This is a genomic window from Citrobacter sp. R-1.5.2, from assembly GCF_035064245.1.
Taxonomy (GTDB): domain Bacteria; phylum Pseudomonadota; class Gammaproteobacteria; order Enterobacterales; family Enterobacteriaceae; genus Citrobacter.
The window spans coordinates 118040-132874 of sequence record NZ_JASEYC010000009.1 but is presented as its reverse complement, the minus strand read 5'-3'; the positions used below and the strand labels follow the sequence as shown (position 1 = coordinate 132874).

The following is a 14835-nucleotide window of genomic DNA, read 5'->3' as shown; positions in this document are numbered from 1 at the left end:
GACAAAGTTTTACCGGATGCGGCATGGCTGATATGCTGCCCGCTACTTTACATCCGATGAAAGGAAATATGATGGCTACCCCGACTTTTGACACTATCGAAGCGCAAGCAAGCTACGGCATTGGTTTGCAGGTAGGACAGCAGCTGAGCGAATCCGGTCTGGAAGGGCTGTTGCCTGAAGCGCTGGTAGCGGGTATCGCTGATGCGCTGGAAGGTAAACACCCGGCAGTGCCTGTTGATGTTGTGCACCGTGCGCTGCGTGAAATTCACGAACGTGCTGATGCAGTACGTCGCGAGCGTTTCCAGGCAATGGCGGCTGATGGCGTCAAATATCTGGAAGAAAACCGTGAGAAAGAAGGTGTGAATAGCACTGAATCTGGTCTGCAGTTCCGTGTGTTGACCCAGGGTGAAGGTTCTATCCCGGCACGTACCGACCACGTACGCGTGCATTATACCGGTAAACTGATCGACGGTACCGTGTTTGACAGCTCTGTTGCGCGTGGTGAACCAGCTGAATTCCCGGTTAACGGCGTGATCCCTGGCTGGATTGAAGCACTGACCCTGATGCCGGTAGGTTCCAAATGGGAACTGACTATTCCTCAGGAACTGGCTTACGGTGAGCGTGGCGCTGGCGCGTCCATTCCTCCGTTCAGCACGCTGGTATTTGAAGTTGAGCTGCTTGAAATCCTGTAAGCAGTAATTTCTGTTCCCCCCGACGCAGGGGGGAGCAACAAAATAGCGTGAAAAGCTATTGTTATGCCGATGTCGATATTTTATCTTGCAAATGATGTTATTGCGTGTATTTTTGTGAACTGATTCTCGCTATCAGAGTGATATGACACTCACTTTAAACATAAAATTAACATTATATCTAAATCTTAGTATTCATCCCGCCGATTCTTACCTAATATCGATGAGTCCTGCCAACAGGATCGTCGTATCATAGACACACTAAAGGCCGTAGAGCCTGAACAACACAGACAGGTACAGGAAGAAAAAACATGGTAGATCAGGTAAAAGTCGAAGCCGTTGAAGAGGCTTCGTCTGAACAGTCGCTACGGCGCAATCTCACAAACCGTCATATTCAACTTATTGCCATTGGTGGCGCTATCGGTACCGGCCTGTTTATGGGTTCAGGGAAAACCATCAGCCTCGCCGGGCCGTCGATCATTTTTGTCTATATGATCATCGGTTTTATGCTGTTTTTCGTGATGCGGGCAATGGGAGAATTGCTGCTCTCGAATCTCGAATACAAATCCTTTAGTGATTTCGCCTCCGACCTGCTCGGGCCATGGGCCGGGTATTTTACCGGCTGGACCTATTGGTTCTGCTGGGTGGTTACTGGGATGGCAGACGTCGTTGCGATTACGGCGTATGCGCAATTCTGGTTCCCCGGACTGTCAGACTGGGTGGCATCGCTGGCGGTGATCATTCTGTTGCTGGCTCTTAACCTCGCCACGGTGAAAATGTTTGGTGAGATGGAGTTCTGGTTTGCGATGATCAAAATCGTCGCCATTGTCGGCCTGATTGTCGTCGGTCTGGTGATGGTACTGACGCACTTCCAGTCGCCAACCGGCGTTCAGGCTTCGTTTACTCATCTGTGGAATGACGGTGGCTGGTTCCCGAAAGGTCTGAGTGGCTTCTTTGCGGGCTTCCAGATAGCAGTCTTCGCGTTTGTGGGCATTGAACTGGTGGGTACGACGGCTGCAGAAACTAAAGATCCAGAAAAGTCTCTGCCGCGCGCGATTAACTCGATTCCAATCCGTATCATCATGTTCTACGTTTTCGCGCTGATCGTGATTATGTCCGTGACGCCGTGGAGCTCGGTGGTTCCCACTAAGAGCCCATTCGTTGAACTGTTTGTGCTGGTAGGTCTGCCAGCGGCGGCGAGCCTGATTAACTTTGTGGTGCTGACATCAGCGGCCTCTTCCGCAAACAGCGGCGTGTTCTCTACCAGCCGTATGCTGTTTGGTCTGGCTCAGGAAGGTGTTGCGCCAAAAGCGTTTGCTAAGCTGTCTAAACGTGCGGTGCCGGCGAAAGGCTTGACCTTCTCCTGTATCTGCCTGTTGGGCGGCGTGGTAATGCTGTACGTGAATCCGAGCGTAATCGGTGCGTTCACCATGATCACCACCGTGTCGGCCATCCTGTTTATGTTTGTCTGGACCATCATTCTTTGCTCTTATCTGGTGTATCGCAAACAGCGTCCACACCTGCATGAGAAATCGATCTACAAGATGCCGTTAGGCAAGCTGATGTGCTGGGTATGTATGGCGTTCTTCGTCTTCGTACTGGTGCTGCTGACGCTGGAAGAGGATACCCGTCAGGCGCTGATCGTCACGCCGCTGTGGTTTATCGCACTGGGTCTGGGCTGGTTGTTTATCGGTAAGAAACGTATGGCAGGTACGCGTTAATCGCTAAGCAGTGAGGTGTAGGCCGGATAAGGCGTTTATGCCGTCGGGATTGCCTGATGCGCTGCGCTTATCAGGCCTACGTTCAAGGTCGTTGTAGGCCCGGTAAGGCGAAGCCGCCACCGGGCAAAAGGTTACTCCCCGGCTAACGCACGCGGGAACAACACATTATTTTCCAGACTGATGTGTTCCATCAGATCGTCGATCATCTCGTTAATGCCGTTATACATTGCTTTCCATGTGGTGCAGGCTTCTGGCGGCGGCGTTACGTTGTTGGTGATGTGCTTGATCACTTCTACCAGTTCGCCGGCCTCGTCATGTTCGCTTTCCATCACGCTGATTGGTCCCATCGCCTGACTCCCCATTCCCTGTTTGATCATTGGGAACAGAATTTGCTCTTCTTTCATCATGTGGCTTGACAGCTCTTCATGCAGCATCGTCAGGTTCTTCGCCAGACCACGCGGTACGCTCGGCTTGTCGGCATGAACACGTTCAACTTTAGTGGCTTGCAGGATCAGCTCCGGCAGCTGTTCGCGGTGGCGGTCATGATAACGTATGACGATATGGTCGATGATTTCTGCCAGTGCCACGGTGCGCCAGTCTTTTTCCAGCGGCTGCTCAGCCAACTGAGCGAGCTGCGCTTCGATAGCTTCCACATCCAGCTCTTTACGTGCGGCAGCGCGTGCCAGCGTTTGCTTACCGCCGCAGCAGTAATCCATATCGTATTTACGAAACAGTGCCGACGCGCGAGGAATAGAGAGCGCCAGTTCACCTAAAGGTTGATCGCGATAAGACATAGCCGTTACCTCATTCTCAATAATATAAGATGTATTTTAAATGCAACTTATGTGGAAGGATATAACCCTTTCGGGGCAGAGGATTTTGTGATGACTGTCACGAAAAATTCTTGTCCCTTTAACGTGCTGAATCTTATTGAAAAGGGGTAACGCGGTGAAAAAAGCTACGCCGCAAGATTAAATAAGCCGACGCTGCTGCCGATAGTTAGACCTCAGACAATACCTGCATAACTAAAAGGCAACAGATGTTCAAACGAATCAAAGTGATAACCTTACTTATCACCGTGTTACTCGCCCTGGGCGCGATGCAGCTCATTTCCGCAGGCGTTTTTATTGGCGCGCTTAAAAACGACAAGGAAAACTTTAACGTTTCTCAACTTTCCAGCCAGAACGTGGCGGAGTTTACCGATGCATGGATTAGCCTGAACCAGGCTCGCGTCACGCTCAACCGGGGCATGCTGCGTTTGCAAGGGACGATGGCGAGCGAAATTAATGGCGGACAGTTGACGGAGTTAGTGAACACGGCGAATCGCCTGCTGGCAGACGCAAAAGAGCATTACGATAAATACTACGCGCTGCCGGAAACGCCGGGTCTGGATGAAAGTCTGGCAGACCGACTGGAAGAACAGTACGGTATCTATTCTACTGCGCTTGCAAAAATGAACGCGCTGCTGGCTGAAGGCAAACTGGAAGACATGTTCAAACAGAATGCCGAGCAAAAGCAGACGGCCATGCAGGAGGTTTATCAGGAGTGGCGTGCCGCACAAGCCGCACTGGCGAATGAGGGAGTACGGGATAACGAAAATGATTACCAGAAAATTATCTGGTTGTTGTCCGCCGTACTGTTGATTGTGTTGACCGTCATTATCGTCAGTTGGATTGCCATGCAGCGTGTCCTGCTGAAACCACTCCACGAAGTGATGGGACATATTCGCCATATCGCTTCAGGTGATCTGACCCACACTATTACCGCCGATGGCAGTAACGAAATGGCGCTATTGGCACAGAACGTCCGTGATATGCAGCAGGCGCTGGCGAATACGGTTAGCGTGGTACGTGACGGTGCGGATACTATCTATACCGGTGCGGGTGAAATTGCCGCAGGCAGTAACGATCTTTCTTCGCGCACTGAACAGCAGGCTGCTTCTCTGGAAGAAACTGCTGCCAGTATGGAACAGCTCACGGCCACCGTAAAACAGAATGCGGACAATGCGCGACAGGCGACTAGCCTTGCAAAAAATGCCTCGCAGACGGCGCAGAAAGGCGGAACAGTGGTCGACGGCGTGGTGCGTACGATGGATGAAATCGCCACCAGTTCCAGCAAAATTGCGCAAATTACCACGGTTATCGACGGTATTGCTTTCCAGACGAATATTCTGGCATTGAATGCGGCGGTAGAAGCGGCGCGTGCGGGTGAACAGGGGCGCGGTTTTGCCGTGGTGGCAGGTGAAGTGCGCACGCTGGCGCAGCGTAGCGCTCAAGCGGCGAAAGAGATTAAGGCGCTGATTGATGACTCAGGGAATCGGGTCAATGCCGGTACGGCACTGGTGCATGAAGCGGGTGAGACGATGGCGGAAATTGTCAGTGCCGTCACTCAGGTTACCGATATTATGAGCGAAATTGCGTCGGCGTCCGATGAGCAGAGTCGGGGTATCGATCAAGTCGGGCAGGCCGTTGCCGAAATGGATCGTGTGACACAGCAAAACGCCTCGCTGGTGGAAGAGTCTGCCTCTGCAGCTGCCGCGCTCGAAGAGCAGGCGGCCAGACTGAATCAGACGGTGGCGGTGTTTAAAGTGTCGCGCCGGACGGCGGCGTAAACGCCTTATCCGGCCTACATGAGATCGTACAGTCCTTGTAGGCCTGATAAGCGCAGCGCCATCAGGCATCCCCTGAAACCGGCACTACCGCCGGTTTCTGCGGTTTTGACCGCACCGCAATTACCACGCCTATTACCAGCAGCGCAATACCGCTTAGCGTCAGCAATGGCGGCATCTCCTGACGCAGCATAAAGGTGTATAACAGACCCGCCAGTGTTTCAAAGACAATCAGCGGTCCGAGGATCACCGTCGGCAACTTCTGACTGGCGACGTTCCAGCACAGTGCGCCAACCCACGAGCACAATATCGCAATGGCGATCATCAGGCCGATAAACACGTCCGGTCGCGGGCCAAAGGGCAGCGAGAATTCCGGTGTTTGTCCACGCAGCCACAGGCAGGCTGCGATGTACCCCAGCAGCGAAACCGGAAGCGTCACCAGCGCCTGAGCCGTTGCCCACATCATTGGATGCTTATCCGGGTTTTCCCGCAGCCAGCGGGCATTGCGTAGCGCGTACCAGGCCCAGCACACCACGGAGATCAGCGCCAGAGCGATGCCTGAACCATATCGCCAGCCGCTAAAATCAGGCAACCCCTGACTGAGCTCAGAGATATTCACGCACAGCAGGCCCATGCCGATCAGTACCAGCGCAGGAGCCAGGTGCCACCACGATAATTTGCCGTCGCGTTGGCTATAAAGCAGGTTGGCGAAGACCGGGATCACGACCGGTAATGTGCCGATGATCATGGTTGAAACCGGCGCGCCGGTGCGCTGAATGGCGCTGGCCAGGCAAACGTAATAAATCAGGTTGCCCATCAGGGTTAACGCCAGCGCCGTTATCCAGTCTTTACGCGTCAACTGACGCAGACGCCCGCGACCCAGCCAGGCCAACGGTAGTGCGATTAGCCCCAATGCCAGATAACGCCCCATCGACTGTAATACCGCCGGGTATTCCGGTACGAGCAAGGGTCCGACAAAAATTAATCCCCACATCAGCCCGGCAAGCAGGGCATACAACACACCGCTAATCATTTTTGACATCCACATCATTAAACATAGCGCTGAGTGTAGGCAGGGAAAACATCACTGTATTGTATGAGATTGCGCATTAGCGCGAATAAACCTGCTTCTGATAGCGTACCGGCGTAATGCCATAGCGATGGGTAAAGGCGCGGGTGAGGTGCGATTGGTCGGTCAGTCCGGTGGCGGCGGCCACATCTGCGGCAGGCATACCGTAGGTCAGAAAACCTTTGGCTCGCCACAGGCGGATCGCCATCAGCATCTGATGCGGTGTGACGTGAAAATGAGATTTGAACTGGCGCTGAAAATGCCAGGGACTGAGTGACGCCACGCGAGCCAGCTCATCGAGTGTCACAGGGTGCATGTAGTTATCGTGCAGGTATTCACGCACGCGTTCGAAGCGATGTGCCCCCTCCGGTAATACCGGTGCATGGCGAGCCAGCGGCTGGAATGTATCGATCAGATCGAGCAGCAATCCCTTTTGCGCCAGCGGGTCTTCGGTGTTCCACAGACCATGGATCAATGAACAGATCTGACGCGAGCGCAGCGGATCGTGACGGGTAACGTCATGGAACCACCAGTGACGAACGCCGGTGACCTCTTCCAGAAGATCGGGCTCAAGGTAAATCATCCGATAGCGCCAGCCGTCGGCGGTTTCAGCTTCACCGGTGTGCAGTTCATCGGGGTTCATGGTGACAACGGAGTGGGCAGGCGCTACGTATTGCGTGCCACGGTAGCGAAAACGCTCGGCACCGGCTTCAATCGCGCCAATGCCGAAAGCTTCATGGGTGTGCGGCTCAAACGCATAACGGGAGATGTGTGCATGGTACAGTTCAACGCCTGGCACCTGCGCCAGGTGGCGAAAGCGGGCGCTGTCTTTCTCATCAAAAAACTGCTCAGGTACACCTTGCACGTTATCTCTCCCCACGCATCATCTTGTCATTATCAGAGAGGATGCGTGAGGATGCCACCACAATTAACCGATTTTTAACACTTACACGATACCTTTGACGCTGTCCGCCAACGAGGTGGTTGGGCGGCCAATCAGTTTGCCCAGCGTATGGCTGTCGTCAAAGAGTCCGCCTTTGGAGGCACCGACGTCAGAATCGGCCAGCATGTCCGCCAGTCCGGCAGGCAGACCAAAACCTTTTAGCGCGGCGGCAAAATCGGCCTCACTCAGGTTCTGATATACCACCTTTTTACCACTCTGTTTGGCCAGCTCAGCGGCCAGTTGGCTCAGCGTCCAGCCCTCATCGCCTGCCAGTTCGTAGATTTTACCAGCGTGACCGTCTTCGCTGATAATGCGCGCGGCGGCTGCGGCATAGTCGGCGCGGGTCGCTGAGGCGATTTTGCCTTCTCCTGCAGCCCCAATAAACACGCCGTGCTCCAGTGCCGCTGGCGCACTCGCCAGATAGTTTTCGGTGTACCAGCCGTTACGTAACAACGCGTAGGCAATGCCGGAGTCTGCCAGCATCTTCTCGGTTGCCACATGCTCCTCAGCCAGCCCCAGCGGGGAGGTGTTGGCGTGAAGCAGGCTGGTATAGGCGATAAATTTCACGTGGGCAGCTTTCGCCGCGTTAATCACGTTGCGATGCTGCGGAGTACGTTGTCCGACTTCGCTCGACGAGATCAGCAGCAGCTTGTCGATACCCTGCAAAGCCGTCGTAAAGGCGGCCTCGTCGGTGTAATCCGCCTGGCGAACGATGATGCCTTGCTGACTCAGTGCTGCCGCTTTAGCAGGGTTGCGTACAATCGCCACTATCTGGCTGGCAGGTACGGTTTTCAACAGGCTTTCAATAACGTGTTGGCCCAATTGGCCAGTGGCGCCGGTAATCGCAATCATGGGGAACTCCTTGGTATTGGTCTTGTGTTTAAACACGCTAACACCTAAACTTACTTTTAGTAAGTACGTACAAAAAGGTAAGTATAGAGATGACAGCGTCAACGCTTTCTCAGCAATTGCGCGACGGCAATTTGTTTGCCGAGCAGTGTCCCTCCCGCGAGGTGTTAAAACACGTCACCAGTCGCTGGGGCGTATTGATTCTGGTGGCGCTGCGTGACGGTACGCACCGGTTCAGCGATTTACGTCGCAAAATGGGCGGCGTCAGCGAAAAGATGCTGGCGCAATCACTGCAGGCGCTGGAGCAGGACGGGTTTATCAACCGGGTATCGTATCCGGTCGTCCCGCCGCATGTGGAGTATAGCCTGACCCCGTTGGGTGAGCAGGTGAGCGATAAAGTTGCGGCACTGGCCGACTGGATTGAAATGAATTTACCGCAGGTTTTGGCGCAGCGGGACGAGCGGGCGGCGTGATGGGTAGGCGGCGTATTTTGTAGGCCGGATAAGACGCTATTGCGTCGCATCCGGCACGAAAATTACTTACTCAAATCCAACTGATAAATCGCAAAGCCGATATCGTCGGTGGCGACTTTCTTCAGCGGATACTGCCCGTTGTCTTTGATAAACGCCGCGGCCTTATCGGACGGTGACGTTTCAAATCGAATATCCAGTTTCTTATCGCTGTGAATCGGTGCCAGACGCCAGTTGTTATCTGCCGCCGGGTGGATTTCACCGGCGCTCTTCGTTTGAGCGCTTATCCATGCAGCCAGCACCGCGCGGTTTTCATCCGGCGACGCAAAGGCGATGTGGCTGTCTCCGGTTCCGGCGAACTTACCACCATAGGCACGATAGTTGTTGGTTGCGACGAGGAAGGTTGCATCAGGATCGATAGGTTTGCCGTTAAAGGTCAGGTTTTTAATACGTTCCGCTTGCGGGTTTATGGTCTGGCACTCGCCGTCGTAACGGGCCGGCTGTGAAACATCAATCTGATAATCCACGCCGTCAATGACGTCAAAGTTATAGGTACGGAACCCATCCCAGTTAATCAGCGACTGCGGCTTGCTGCTGTGAATATCTATCTGATTAAACTGACCGGCGGAACATTCCAGCCACTCTTTAACCTCTTTACCGCTGGCTTTTACGACCACCAGGGTGTTGGGATAGAGATACAAATCAGCGGCATTACGGAAGGTTAGCTGGCCTTTTTCGACTTCCACAAAGCTTGCCGGATCGTTCTTACGTCCTCCGACCTTAAATGGCGCGGCAGCAGAGAGCACCGGCAGTTTTGCCAGATCCGGGTCACCCTGAATAAAGTGTTCCACATAGGCTTTCTGCGCGTTATTCACCACCTGCACGGTCGGGTCATCCTGTACCAGTGCCAGATAGCTGTACATGTTGTCGGCTGATTTACCGATGGGTTTGCTTACGAACTCGCGGGTGGCGTCGTGATCGGCTTTCAGGATCTTAACGATTTTCTGGTCCTCGCCCGCCAGTGATTTTTTCGCAGCGGCGTCGTAAATCGGGCGCGCCTCGGCTTTCGCCTGGGTGACCTGCCATTTACCACTATCGTTATTCAGTACCAAATCTACCACGCCCAGGTGATCGCCCCACATGCCCGGCATGACTGCAGGTATGCCATTGAGCGTGCCTTTCGCGATATCAGCTCCTTTGATGTTGGCAAAATCTTTCCCCGGGAAGACGGCATGAGCATGGCCAAACATAATGGCGTCCACGCCCGGGACTTCGCTGAGGTAATAAACGGAGTTTTCCGCCATGGTCTGATACGGGTCGGCAGAAAGACCGGAGTGAGCAATCACTACTACTACATCCGCGCCTTTTTCCCGCATCTGCGGAATATATTTACGTGCGGTTTCGGTGATGTCGTTCACGGTCACTTTACCGCTGAGGTTGGCTTTATCCCAGGTCATGATCTGTGGGGGCACAAAGCCAATGTAACCTATCTTCAGCGTCTGCTTATTCCCCGCTTTGTCGACGACGTCAGTGTCTTTAATCAGATAAGGGGTGAACAGCGGCTTTTGGGTTTTAACATCGATAATATTGGCGTTAACGTAGGGGAATTTCGCGCCAGCGAGGGCATTGTGCAGATAGTCGAGGCCGTAGTTAAATTCATGATTACCAAGGTTGCCGACTGCGTAGTCCAGCGTGTTGAGCGCCTTATATACCGGATGTGTTTCACCCGCTTTAAGCCCTTTGGCAGCCATGTAATCCCCAAGCGGGCTGCCCTGAATCAGATCGCCGTTATCAACCAGCACGCTGTTTTTGACTTCGCTGCGTGCTGCATTAATTAGACTCGCCGTCCTCACCAGGCCGAATTTTTCAGTCGCCGTATCTTTGTAATAATCGAAATCCATCATATTGCTATGCAAATCAGTGGTTTCCATTATACGCAGATCGACGGTCGCGGCATTCACGCTGGCTGCAATCAGCGTGGCGAGAAGCGTTGCACTAAACTTAATCATCAGGGGCATCCTTTTAAGATCTAAGCCACAAAAGAAAATGTATATAAATCTTCTTGCTTACAGAACTGTGAATCATGACATGAATATAGCGTTTAAAACCGCAGACGCTATCACAGTTGGCGGATCCCTTGACGATCGGGTATAAGTAAAACAACGAGTTAACACCACTGACAGAAACGAGGTGGAGAATGCTAGAACATGTATGCCAGCTTGCACGGAACGCGGGCGATGCCATTATGCAGGTCTACGATGGACGCAAACCGATGGAGATTACCAGCAAGCAGGATGATTCTCCGGTCACGGCGGCGGATATTGCCGCGCACACGGTGATCCTCGAAGGATTACTGGCACTAACGCCGGATATTCCGGTTCTGTCTGAAGAGGCACCCCCAGGCTGGGATGTTCGTCAACACTGGCAGCGCTACTGGTTGGTCGATCCGCTGGATGGAACCAAAGAGTTCATTAAGCGTAACGGTGAATTTACCGTTAACATTGCGCTTATCGAGAAGGGAAAGCCGGTGCTGGGCGTGGTGTATGCCCCTGTGATGAAAGTGATGTACAGCGCGGAACAGGGCAAAGCGTGGAAAGAAGAATGCGGTGTACGCAAACAAATTCAGGTTCGTGATGCTCGTCCACCGCTGGTAGTGATTAGCCGTTCGCACGCGGACAATGAGCTAAAAGAGTATTTGCAACAGTTGGGCGAACATCAGACCACGTCGATTGGCTCGTCGCTGAAGTTCTGTCTGGTTGCCGAAGGGCAGGCGCAACTGTATCCGCGTTTTGGACCCACAAATGTGTGGGACACCGCAGCAGGCCACGCGGTTGCAGCCGCTGCCGGGGCTCACGTTCACGACTGGCAGGGAAAACCTCTGGATTACACACCGCGTGAATCGTTCCTTAACCCCGGCTTCCGCGTCTCTATTTACTGAGCAATTTGTGCAGCAGGGCGATAACCTGCTGCACCTCATCCTGCGTTAGCGCACCATCTTTTGCCCACTGTACGCGTCCGTCCTTGTCGAGAACGACAATAGCGGAGCTCTCTTCATCCAGTTGCCAGGCTTTACGCGCAATACCCTCGCTGTCGACAATAAATTGTGACCACGGGTAGAGTTTCTTATTACTCTCCAGGCTGCTGCGCACGAACATGCCCGAACCAGGAATGGCGTCATCCGTGTTGACGATGGTGGTGGTCTGGTATTTATCATGCGGCAGATTTGCCGCTTTGATGGCTTCAATCAGTGTCGCATTTTTCTCTTTGGCGGAGGTACGTCCGGCGATGTGTTGCACGATGCGGACTTTCCCTGGCAGTTGCGCGCTATTCCAGTTTTTGTAGCTAAACTTATCATTATCGAGAATCAGTTCGCCGCGATCGGCAATGCCCACCGGCGGTACACGTTGGTTGGTTTCAAACTTATGCGCGGAGGCAATCATCGGCAGCAGCAGGCACGACAGGGCCAGCAGTTTTTGTAAGGTCATGGGTTTTCCTTCTTTCTTTATTTTGCAGGTGATCCGACCACTTGGGCCTGGAATTTAATCATATGTGCGAATGATGCTTTTTCCCGCAAGCGCGATGCCAGTTTGCGGACGGGCGCACAAATCCTGCGAAAAATGAAGGCTTATACTGAAGACAGCGAAGCGTTGAAAAGATAATTCTGAATAATTGTAACCTGAAGGTAAATAAACTTATACACGCTGGAAACATGGTTCAGATAGTCTATAGTCATAAGGCATTAAAATTTGCGCCTGAGGATTGTCGGACCGATTGTGGTACCGCAAAGGCGTAACGCTCAGCAGGAGATACAATGAAAATTTTCCAACGATACAACCCGCTGCAGGTGGCGAAGTACGTGAAGATCCTGTTTCGTGGACGGTTATATATCAAGGATGTAGGCGCTTTTGAGTTTGATAAGGGTAAGATTCTTATCCCAAAAGTGAAGGACAAACTGCATTTTTCTGTTATGTCCGAAGTTAACCGTCAGGTTTTGCGTCTGCAGACAGAGATGGCTTAACCAAAGTGCTATGCAGTAGTTAAAAAAACGGCTCCTGATGGGAGCCGTTGATGTTTCTGGCGGGATTACGCCCTGGTCTCTTCTTTTGCATCCGGCAGTTTCGGTACCAGGACGCTCGGTTTACTGTCCAGACGTGTTACCAGCAGCTGATCGATCTTGTAGTTATCGATATCCACCACTTCAAATTTGTAGCCTGAGAATTTCACTGAATCGGTGCGTTTCGGGATTTTACGCAGCATGAACATCATGAAACCGCCGATGGTTTCATAGTTACCGGACTGCGGGAACTCGTCGATATCCAGCACACGCATCACGTCATCAATCGGCGTACCGCCGTCAATCAGCCATGAATTCTCATCACGCGCGACGATCTGTTCTTCCAGACCCTGGCCGACTAAGTCACCCATCAGCGTCGTCATTACGTCATTAAGCGTAATAATCCCCACTACCAGTGCATACTCGTTCATGATGACGGCAAAGTCTTCGCCTGCGGTTTTGAAGCTTTCCAGCGCTTCTGAGAGCGTCAGCGTATCCGGCACAATCAGCGTGTTGCGGATCTGCACGCCGCTATTCAGCGCCATGCTTTGGTTTGCCAGTACGCGATTAAGCAAGTCTTTGGAATCCACATAGCCAATGATGTGGTCGATATCTTCATTACAGACCAGAAACTTGGAATGCGGATGTTCCGCCACTTTGTTCTTCAGGCTCTGTTCGTCTTCGTGCAGATCAAACCAGATAACGTTTTCGCGCGAGGTCATTGAAGACGGCACGGTACGGGATTCCAGTTCAAATACGTTTTCGATCAGCTCATGTTCCTGCTTGCGCAGAACCCCTGCCAATGCACCGGCTTCTACTACGGCGTAGATATCGTCCGAAGTGATGTCATCTTTACGCACCATCGGGATCTTAAACAGACGGAAAATGTTATTTGCCAGGCCATTAAAGAACCATACCAGCGGGCGGAACACGAGCAGACAGAAGCGCATCGGGTTGATGATACGCAAAGCCACAGCTTCTGGCGCAATCATACCGATGCGTTTCGGGGTTAAATCCGCGAACAGGATGAACAGGCCAGTCACCAGGGAGAACGACAGAATAAAGCTCAATTGTTCGGACAGCTCTGGGGCAAAGTATTTCGAGAACAGACCGTTAAATGCCGGTGAAAATGCTGCGTCACCGACGATACCGCCAAGAATAGCAACCGCATTAAGACCAATTTGCACGACGGTAAAGAACATGCCGGGGTTTTCCTGCATCTTCAAAACACGTTGTGCGTTTACGTTGCCTTCATCGGCAAGCAGTTTAAGTTTTATTTTGCGTGAGGCAGCAAGCGAGATCTCGGATATCGAGAAAAACGCACTCACGGCGATCAGGCAGAGAATGACTAAAATACTGTTTAACATATCTTATCCAGCGTTACGCCAGATCCTCGGAAGGGAGAAGTTGGTACTCGTCGTCTTTCAAGTTGCAGGGGCGTTGGGGCCAGCGCTAGCGCTGTTCAAAACACCTATGGCGTTTTGTCCTGCAACCCGAAATCCATAAAGTATAAATCCAATGGAAAATTCATTGAAAACCTGCTCGTGGAGTTGAGCCGGTAAATTCAGACGCTAGTATAGCGTAAGGTACTGTAAAGCCGCCAGAGGTCACGTTAAGGGCGTGGAAATGCCCGATAAGCGCTGTGCTATCGGGCCGTTGCGGATTAACTCTGCGGTGGCAGGCAAACGCCTATGCCGCCAATGCCACAGTATCCATAAGGGTTTTTATGCAGATATTGCTGATGATCGTCCTCGGCGTAGTAGAACGGGGTCGCCGTGCTGATTTCCGTCGTAATCTTGCGTTCGTCGCCCGCGGCGGTCATTGCCGCCTGAAAGCGTTCAAGGCTGGCCTGCGCGGCTGCGCTTTGCTCCGGGGTTAGTGGATAAATCGCGGAACGGTACTGAGTGCCCTGGTCGTTACCCTGACGCATACCCTGCGCCGGGTCATGATTTTCCCAGAACACCTGCAGCAGTTGTTCGTAGCTGATAACATGCGGGTCATAGACGATGCGTACCGCTTCGGCATGGCCCGTATCGCCAGAACACACTTCCCGATAGGTTGGGTTTGGGGTATAGCCACCGGTGTATCCGGCTGCTGTGCTGTATACCCCTGGTAGTGACCAGAATAAGCGCTCCACGCCCCAGAAACATCCCATGGCGAAGAGGGCTATCTCCATGCCGTCGGGCACGTTGGTCATCGAATGCTGATTAACCGCATGCAACGTTGCTACCGGCATCGGGGTATTGCGTCCAGGTAGCGCATCTGCTTGAGTAACAAGATGCTTTCTATCAAATAAACTCATGGCCGTTCTCCCGAAATCAGTCATTTGGGTTAAGGTTGTAACGAGACACGTCTTTGCCCACAATAAATAGTGTGAATGCGTCTAGAGTTAAACATAAGAAATATTTGGGTTGTCGTCTGTTTTTCAACTC

14 protein-coding genes are annotated in these 14835 nt (G+C 52.6%); 6 read left to right on the top strand and 8 right to left on the bottom strand.

The features are described 5' to 3' along the window. Window positions 1-71: 71 nt before the first annotated feature. Complete coding sequence (gene fklB, locus QMN38_RS16765) at window positions 72-692, top strand: BamJ family beta-barrel-assembly machinery protein (protein ID WP_170974407.1); 621 nt, start codon at window positions 72-74, stop codon at window positions 690-692. Between the two features lie 308 nt (window positions 693-1000). Further along, window positions 1001-2410 carry a D-serine/D-alanine/glycine transporter gene (gene cycA / locus QMN38_RS16760; RefSeq protein ID WP_271440290.1) on the top strand — a complete coding sequence of 470 codons (1410 nt, stop codon included), beginning with the start codon at window positions 1001-1003 and terminating at the stop codon, window positions 2408-2410. Between the two features lie 131 nt (window positions 2411-2541). On the opposite strand, the gene ytfE is transcribed toward cycA, so the two are convergent. Beyond that, window positions 2542-3204 (bottom strand): iron-sulfur cluster repair protein YtfE, encoded by a 663-nt coding sequence (gene ytfE, locus QMN38_RS16755; RefSeq protein ID WP_137383984.1) that lies wholly within the window; start codon window positions 3202-3204, stop codon window positions 2542-2544. A 245-nt stretch (window positions 3205-3449) separates the two neighbouring features. Between ytfE and QMN38_RS16750 the strand changes: the two genes are divergently transcribed. Next, window positions 3450-5021 carry a methyl-accepting chemotaxis protein gene (locus QMN38_RS16750; RefSeq protein ID WP_271440291.1) on the top strand — a complete coding sequence of 524 codons (1572 nt, stop codon included), beginning with the start codon at window positions 3450-3452 and terminating at the stop codon, window positions 5019-5021. A gap of 61 nt (window positions 5022-5082) precedes the next feature. On the opposite strand, the gene QMN38_RS16745 is transcribed toward QMN38_RS16750, so the two are convergent. The 3 genes from QMN38_RS16745 to QMN38_RS16735 form a co-directional block, all read right to left on the bottom strand. Further along, window positions 5083-6051: a DMT family transporter gene (locus QMN38_RS16745; protein ID WP_271449199.1), complete on the bottom strand. Its 969-nt coding sequence runs from the start codon at window positions 6049-6051 to the stop codon at window positions 5083-5085. A 76-nt stretch (window positions 6052-6127) separates the two neighbouring features. Further along, window positions 6128-6952, bottom strand: a complete 825-nt coding sequence (locus QMN38_RS16740; protein ID WP_271440292.1) for an AraC family transcriptional regulator — start codon at window positions 6950-6952, stop codon at window positions 6128-6130. 81 nt (window positions 6953-7033) lie between these two features. Further along, a complete protein-coding gene (locus QMN38_RS16735) occupies window positions 7034-7882 on the bottom strand; it encodes an SDR family oxidoreductase (RefSeq protein WP_323605403.1) in 849 nt (282 codons plus the stop codon). An 89-nt stretch (window positions 7883-7971) separates the two neighbouring features. On the opposite strand from QMN38_RS16735, the gene QMN38_RS16730 reads away from it, so the two are divergent. Beyond that, entirely contained in the window at window positions 7972-8352 is a 381-nt protein-coding gene (locus tag QMN38_RS16730; protein WP_271440294.1) for a winged helix-turn-helix transcriptional regulator, read from the top strand. A 62-nt stretch (window positions 8353-8414) separates the two neighbouring features. Here the strand turns inward: QMN38_RS16730 and QMN38_RS16725 are convergent, their stop codons facing one another. Then, a complete protein-coding gene (locus tag QMN38_RS16725) occupies window positions 8415-10358 on the bottom strand; it encodes a bifunctional 2',3'-cyclic-nucleotide 2'-phosphodiesterase/3'-nucleotidase (RefSeq protein ID WP_271449164.1) in 1944 nt (647 codons plus the stop codon). A 188-nt stretch (window positions 10359-10546) separates the two neighbouring features. On the opposite strand from QMN38_RS16725, the gene cysQ reads away from it, so the two are divergent. After that, window positions 10547-11287, top strand: a complete 741-nt coding sequence (cysQ, locus tag QMN38_RS16720) for a 3'(2'),5'-bisphosphate nucleotidase CysQ (protein WP_271440296.1) — start codon at window positions 10547-10549, stop codon at window positions 11285-11287. On the opposite strand, the gene QMN38_RS16715 is transcribed toward cysQ, so the two are convergent. Continuing rightward, on the bottom strand, window positions 11277-11834 hold the full coding sequence (locus QMN38_RS16715) for a YtfJ family protein (protein ID WP_271440297.1): 558 nt from the start codon (window positions 11832-11834) through the stop codon (window positions 11277-11279). The genes cysQ and QMN38_RS16715 overlap by 11 nt on opposite strands. Window positions 11835-12160: 326 nt before the next feature. On the opposite strand from QMN38_RS16715, the gene QMN38_RS16710 reads away from it, so the two are divergent. Then, window positions 12161-12367 (top strand): DUF1107 domain-containing protein, encoded by a 207-nt coding sequence (locus QMN38_RS16710; RefSeq protein ID WP_003025710.1) that lies wholly within the window; start codon window positions 12161-12163, stop codon window positions 12365-12367. Window positions 12368-12432: 65 nt separating this feature from the next. Here the strand turns inward: QMN38_RS16710 and paeA are convergent, their stop codons facing one another. Both paeA and msrA read right to left on the bottom strand, forming a co-directional pair. Beyond that, window positions 12433-13770 carry a polyamine export protein PaeA gene (paeA, locus tag QMN38_RS16705; RefSeq protein WP_271440298.1) on the bottom strand — a complete coding sequence of 446 codons (1338 nt, stop codon included), beginning with the start codon at window positions 13768-13770 and terminating at the stop codon, window positions 12433-12435. Between the two features lie 296 nt (window positions 13771-14066). Next, window positions 14067-14705 carry a peptide-methionine (S)-S-oxide reductase MsrA gene (gene msrA, locus QMN38_RS16700; protein ID WP_323605402.1) on the bottom strand — a complete coding sequence of 213 codons (639 nt, stop codon included), beginning with the start codon at window positions 14703-14705 and terminating at the stop codon, window positions 14067-14069. Window positions 14706-14835: the final 130 nt, after the last annotated feature.

Excerpts from the sequence above, each read along its gene's own strand:
- paeA (WP_271440298.1), bottom strand. The coding sequence starts at position 13,770 with ATGTTAAACAGTATTTTAGTCATTCTCTGCCTGATCGCCGTGAGTGCG.
- QMN38_RS16725 (WP_271449164.1), bottom strand. The coding sequence starts at position 10,358 with ATGATTAAGTTTAGTGCAACGCTTCTCGCCACGCTGATTGCAGCCAGC.
- cycA (WP_271440290.1), top strand. The coding sequence starts at position 1,001 with ATGGTAGATCAGGTAAAAGTCGAAGCCGTTGAAGAGGCTTCGTCTGAA.
- QMN38_RS16715 (WP_271440297.1), bottom strand. The coding sequence starts at position 11,834 with ATGACCTTACAAAAACTGCTGGCCCTGTCGTGCCTGCTGCTGCCGATG.
- QMN38_RS16750 (WP_271440291.1), top strand. The coding sequence starts at position 3,450 with ATGTTCAAACGAATCAAAGTGATAACCTTACTTATCACCGTGTTACTC.
- QMN38_RS16735 (WP_323605403.1), bottom strand. The coding sequence starts at position 7,882 with ATGATTGCGATTACCGGCGCCACTGGCCAATTGGGCCAACACGTTATT.
- QMN38_RS16745 (WP_271449199.1), bottom strand. The coding sequence starts at position 6,051 with ATGATTAGCGGTGTGTTGTATGCCCTGCTTGCCGGGCTGATGTGGGGA.
- cysQ (WP_271440296.1), top strand. The coding sequence starts at position 10,547 with ATGCTAGAACATGTATGCCAGCTTGCACGGAACGCGGGCGATGCCATT.
- ytfE (WP_137383984.1), bottom strand. The coding sequence starts at position 3,204 with ATGTCTTATCGCGATCAACCTTTAGGTGAACTGGCGCTCTCTATTCCT.
- QMN38_RS16730 (WP_271440294.1), top strand. The coding sequence starts at position 7,972 with ATGACAGCGTCAACGCTTTCTCAGCAATTGCGCGACGGCAATTTGTTT.
- QMN38_RS16710 (WP_003025710.1), top strand. The coding sequence starts at position 12,161 with ATGAAAATTTTCCAACGATACAACCCGCTGCAGGTGGCGAAGTACGTG.
- msrA (WP_323605402.1), bottom strand. The coding sequence starts at position 14,705 with ATGAGTTTATTTGATAGAAAGCATCTTGTTACTCAAGCAGATGCGCTA.
- fklB (WP_170974407.1), top strand. The coding sequence starts at position 72 with ATGGCTACCCCGACTTTTGACACTATCGAAGCGCAAGCAAGCTACGGC.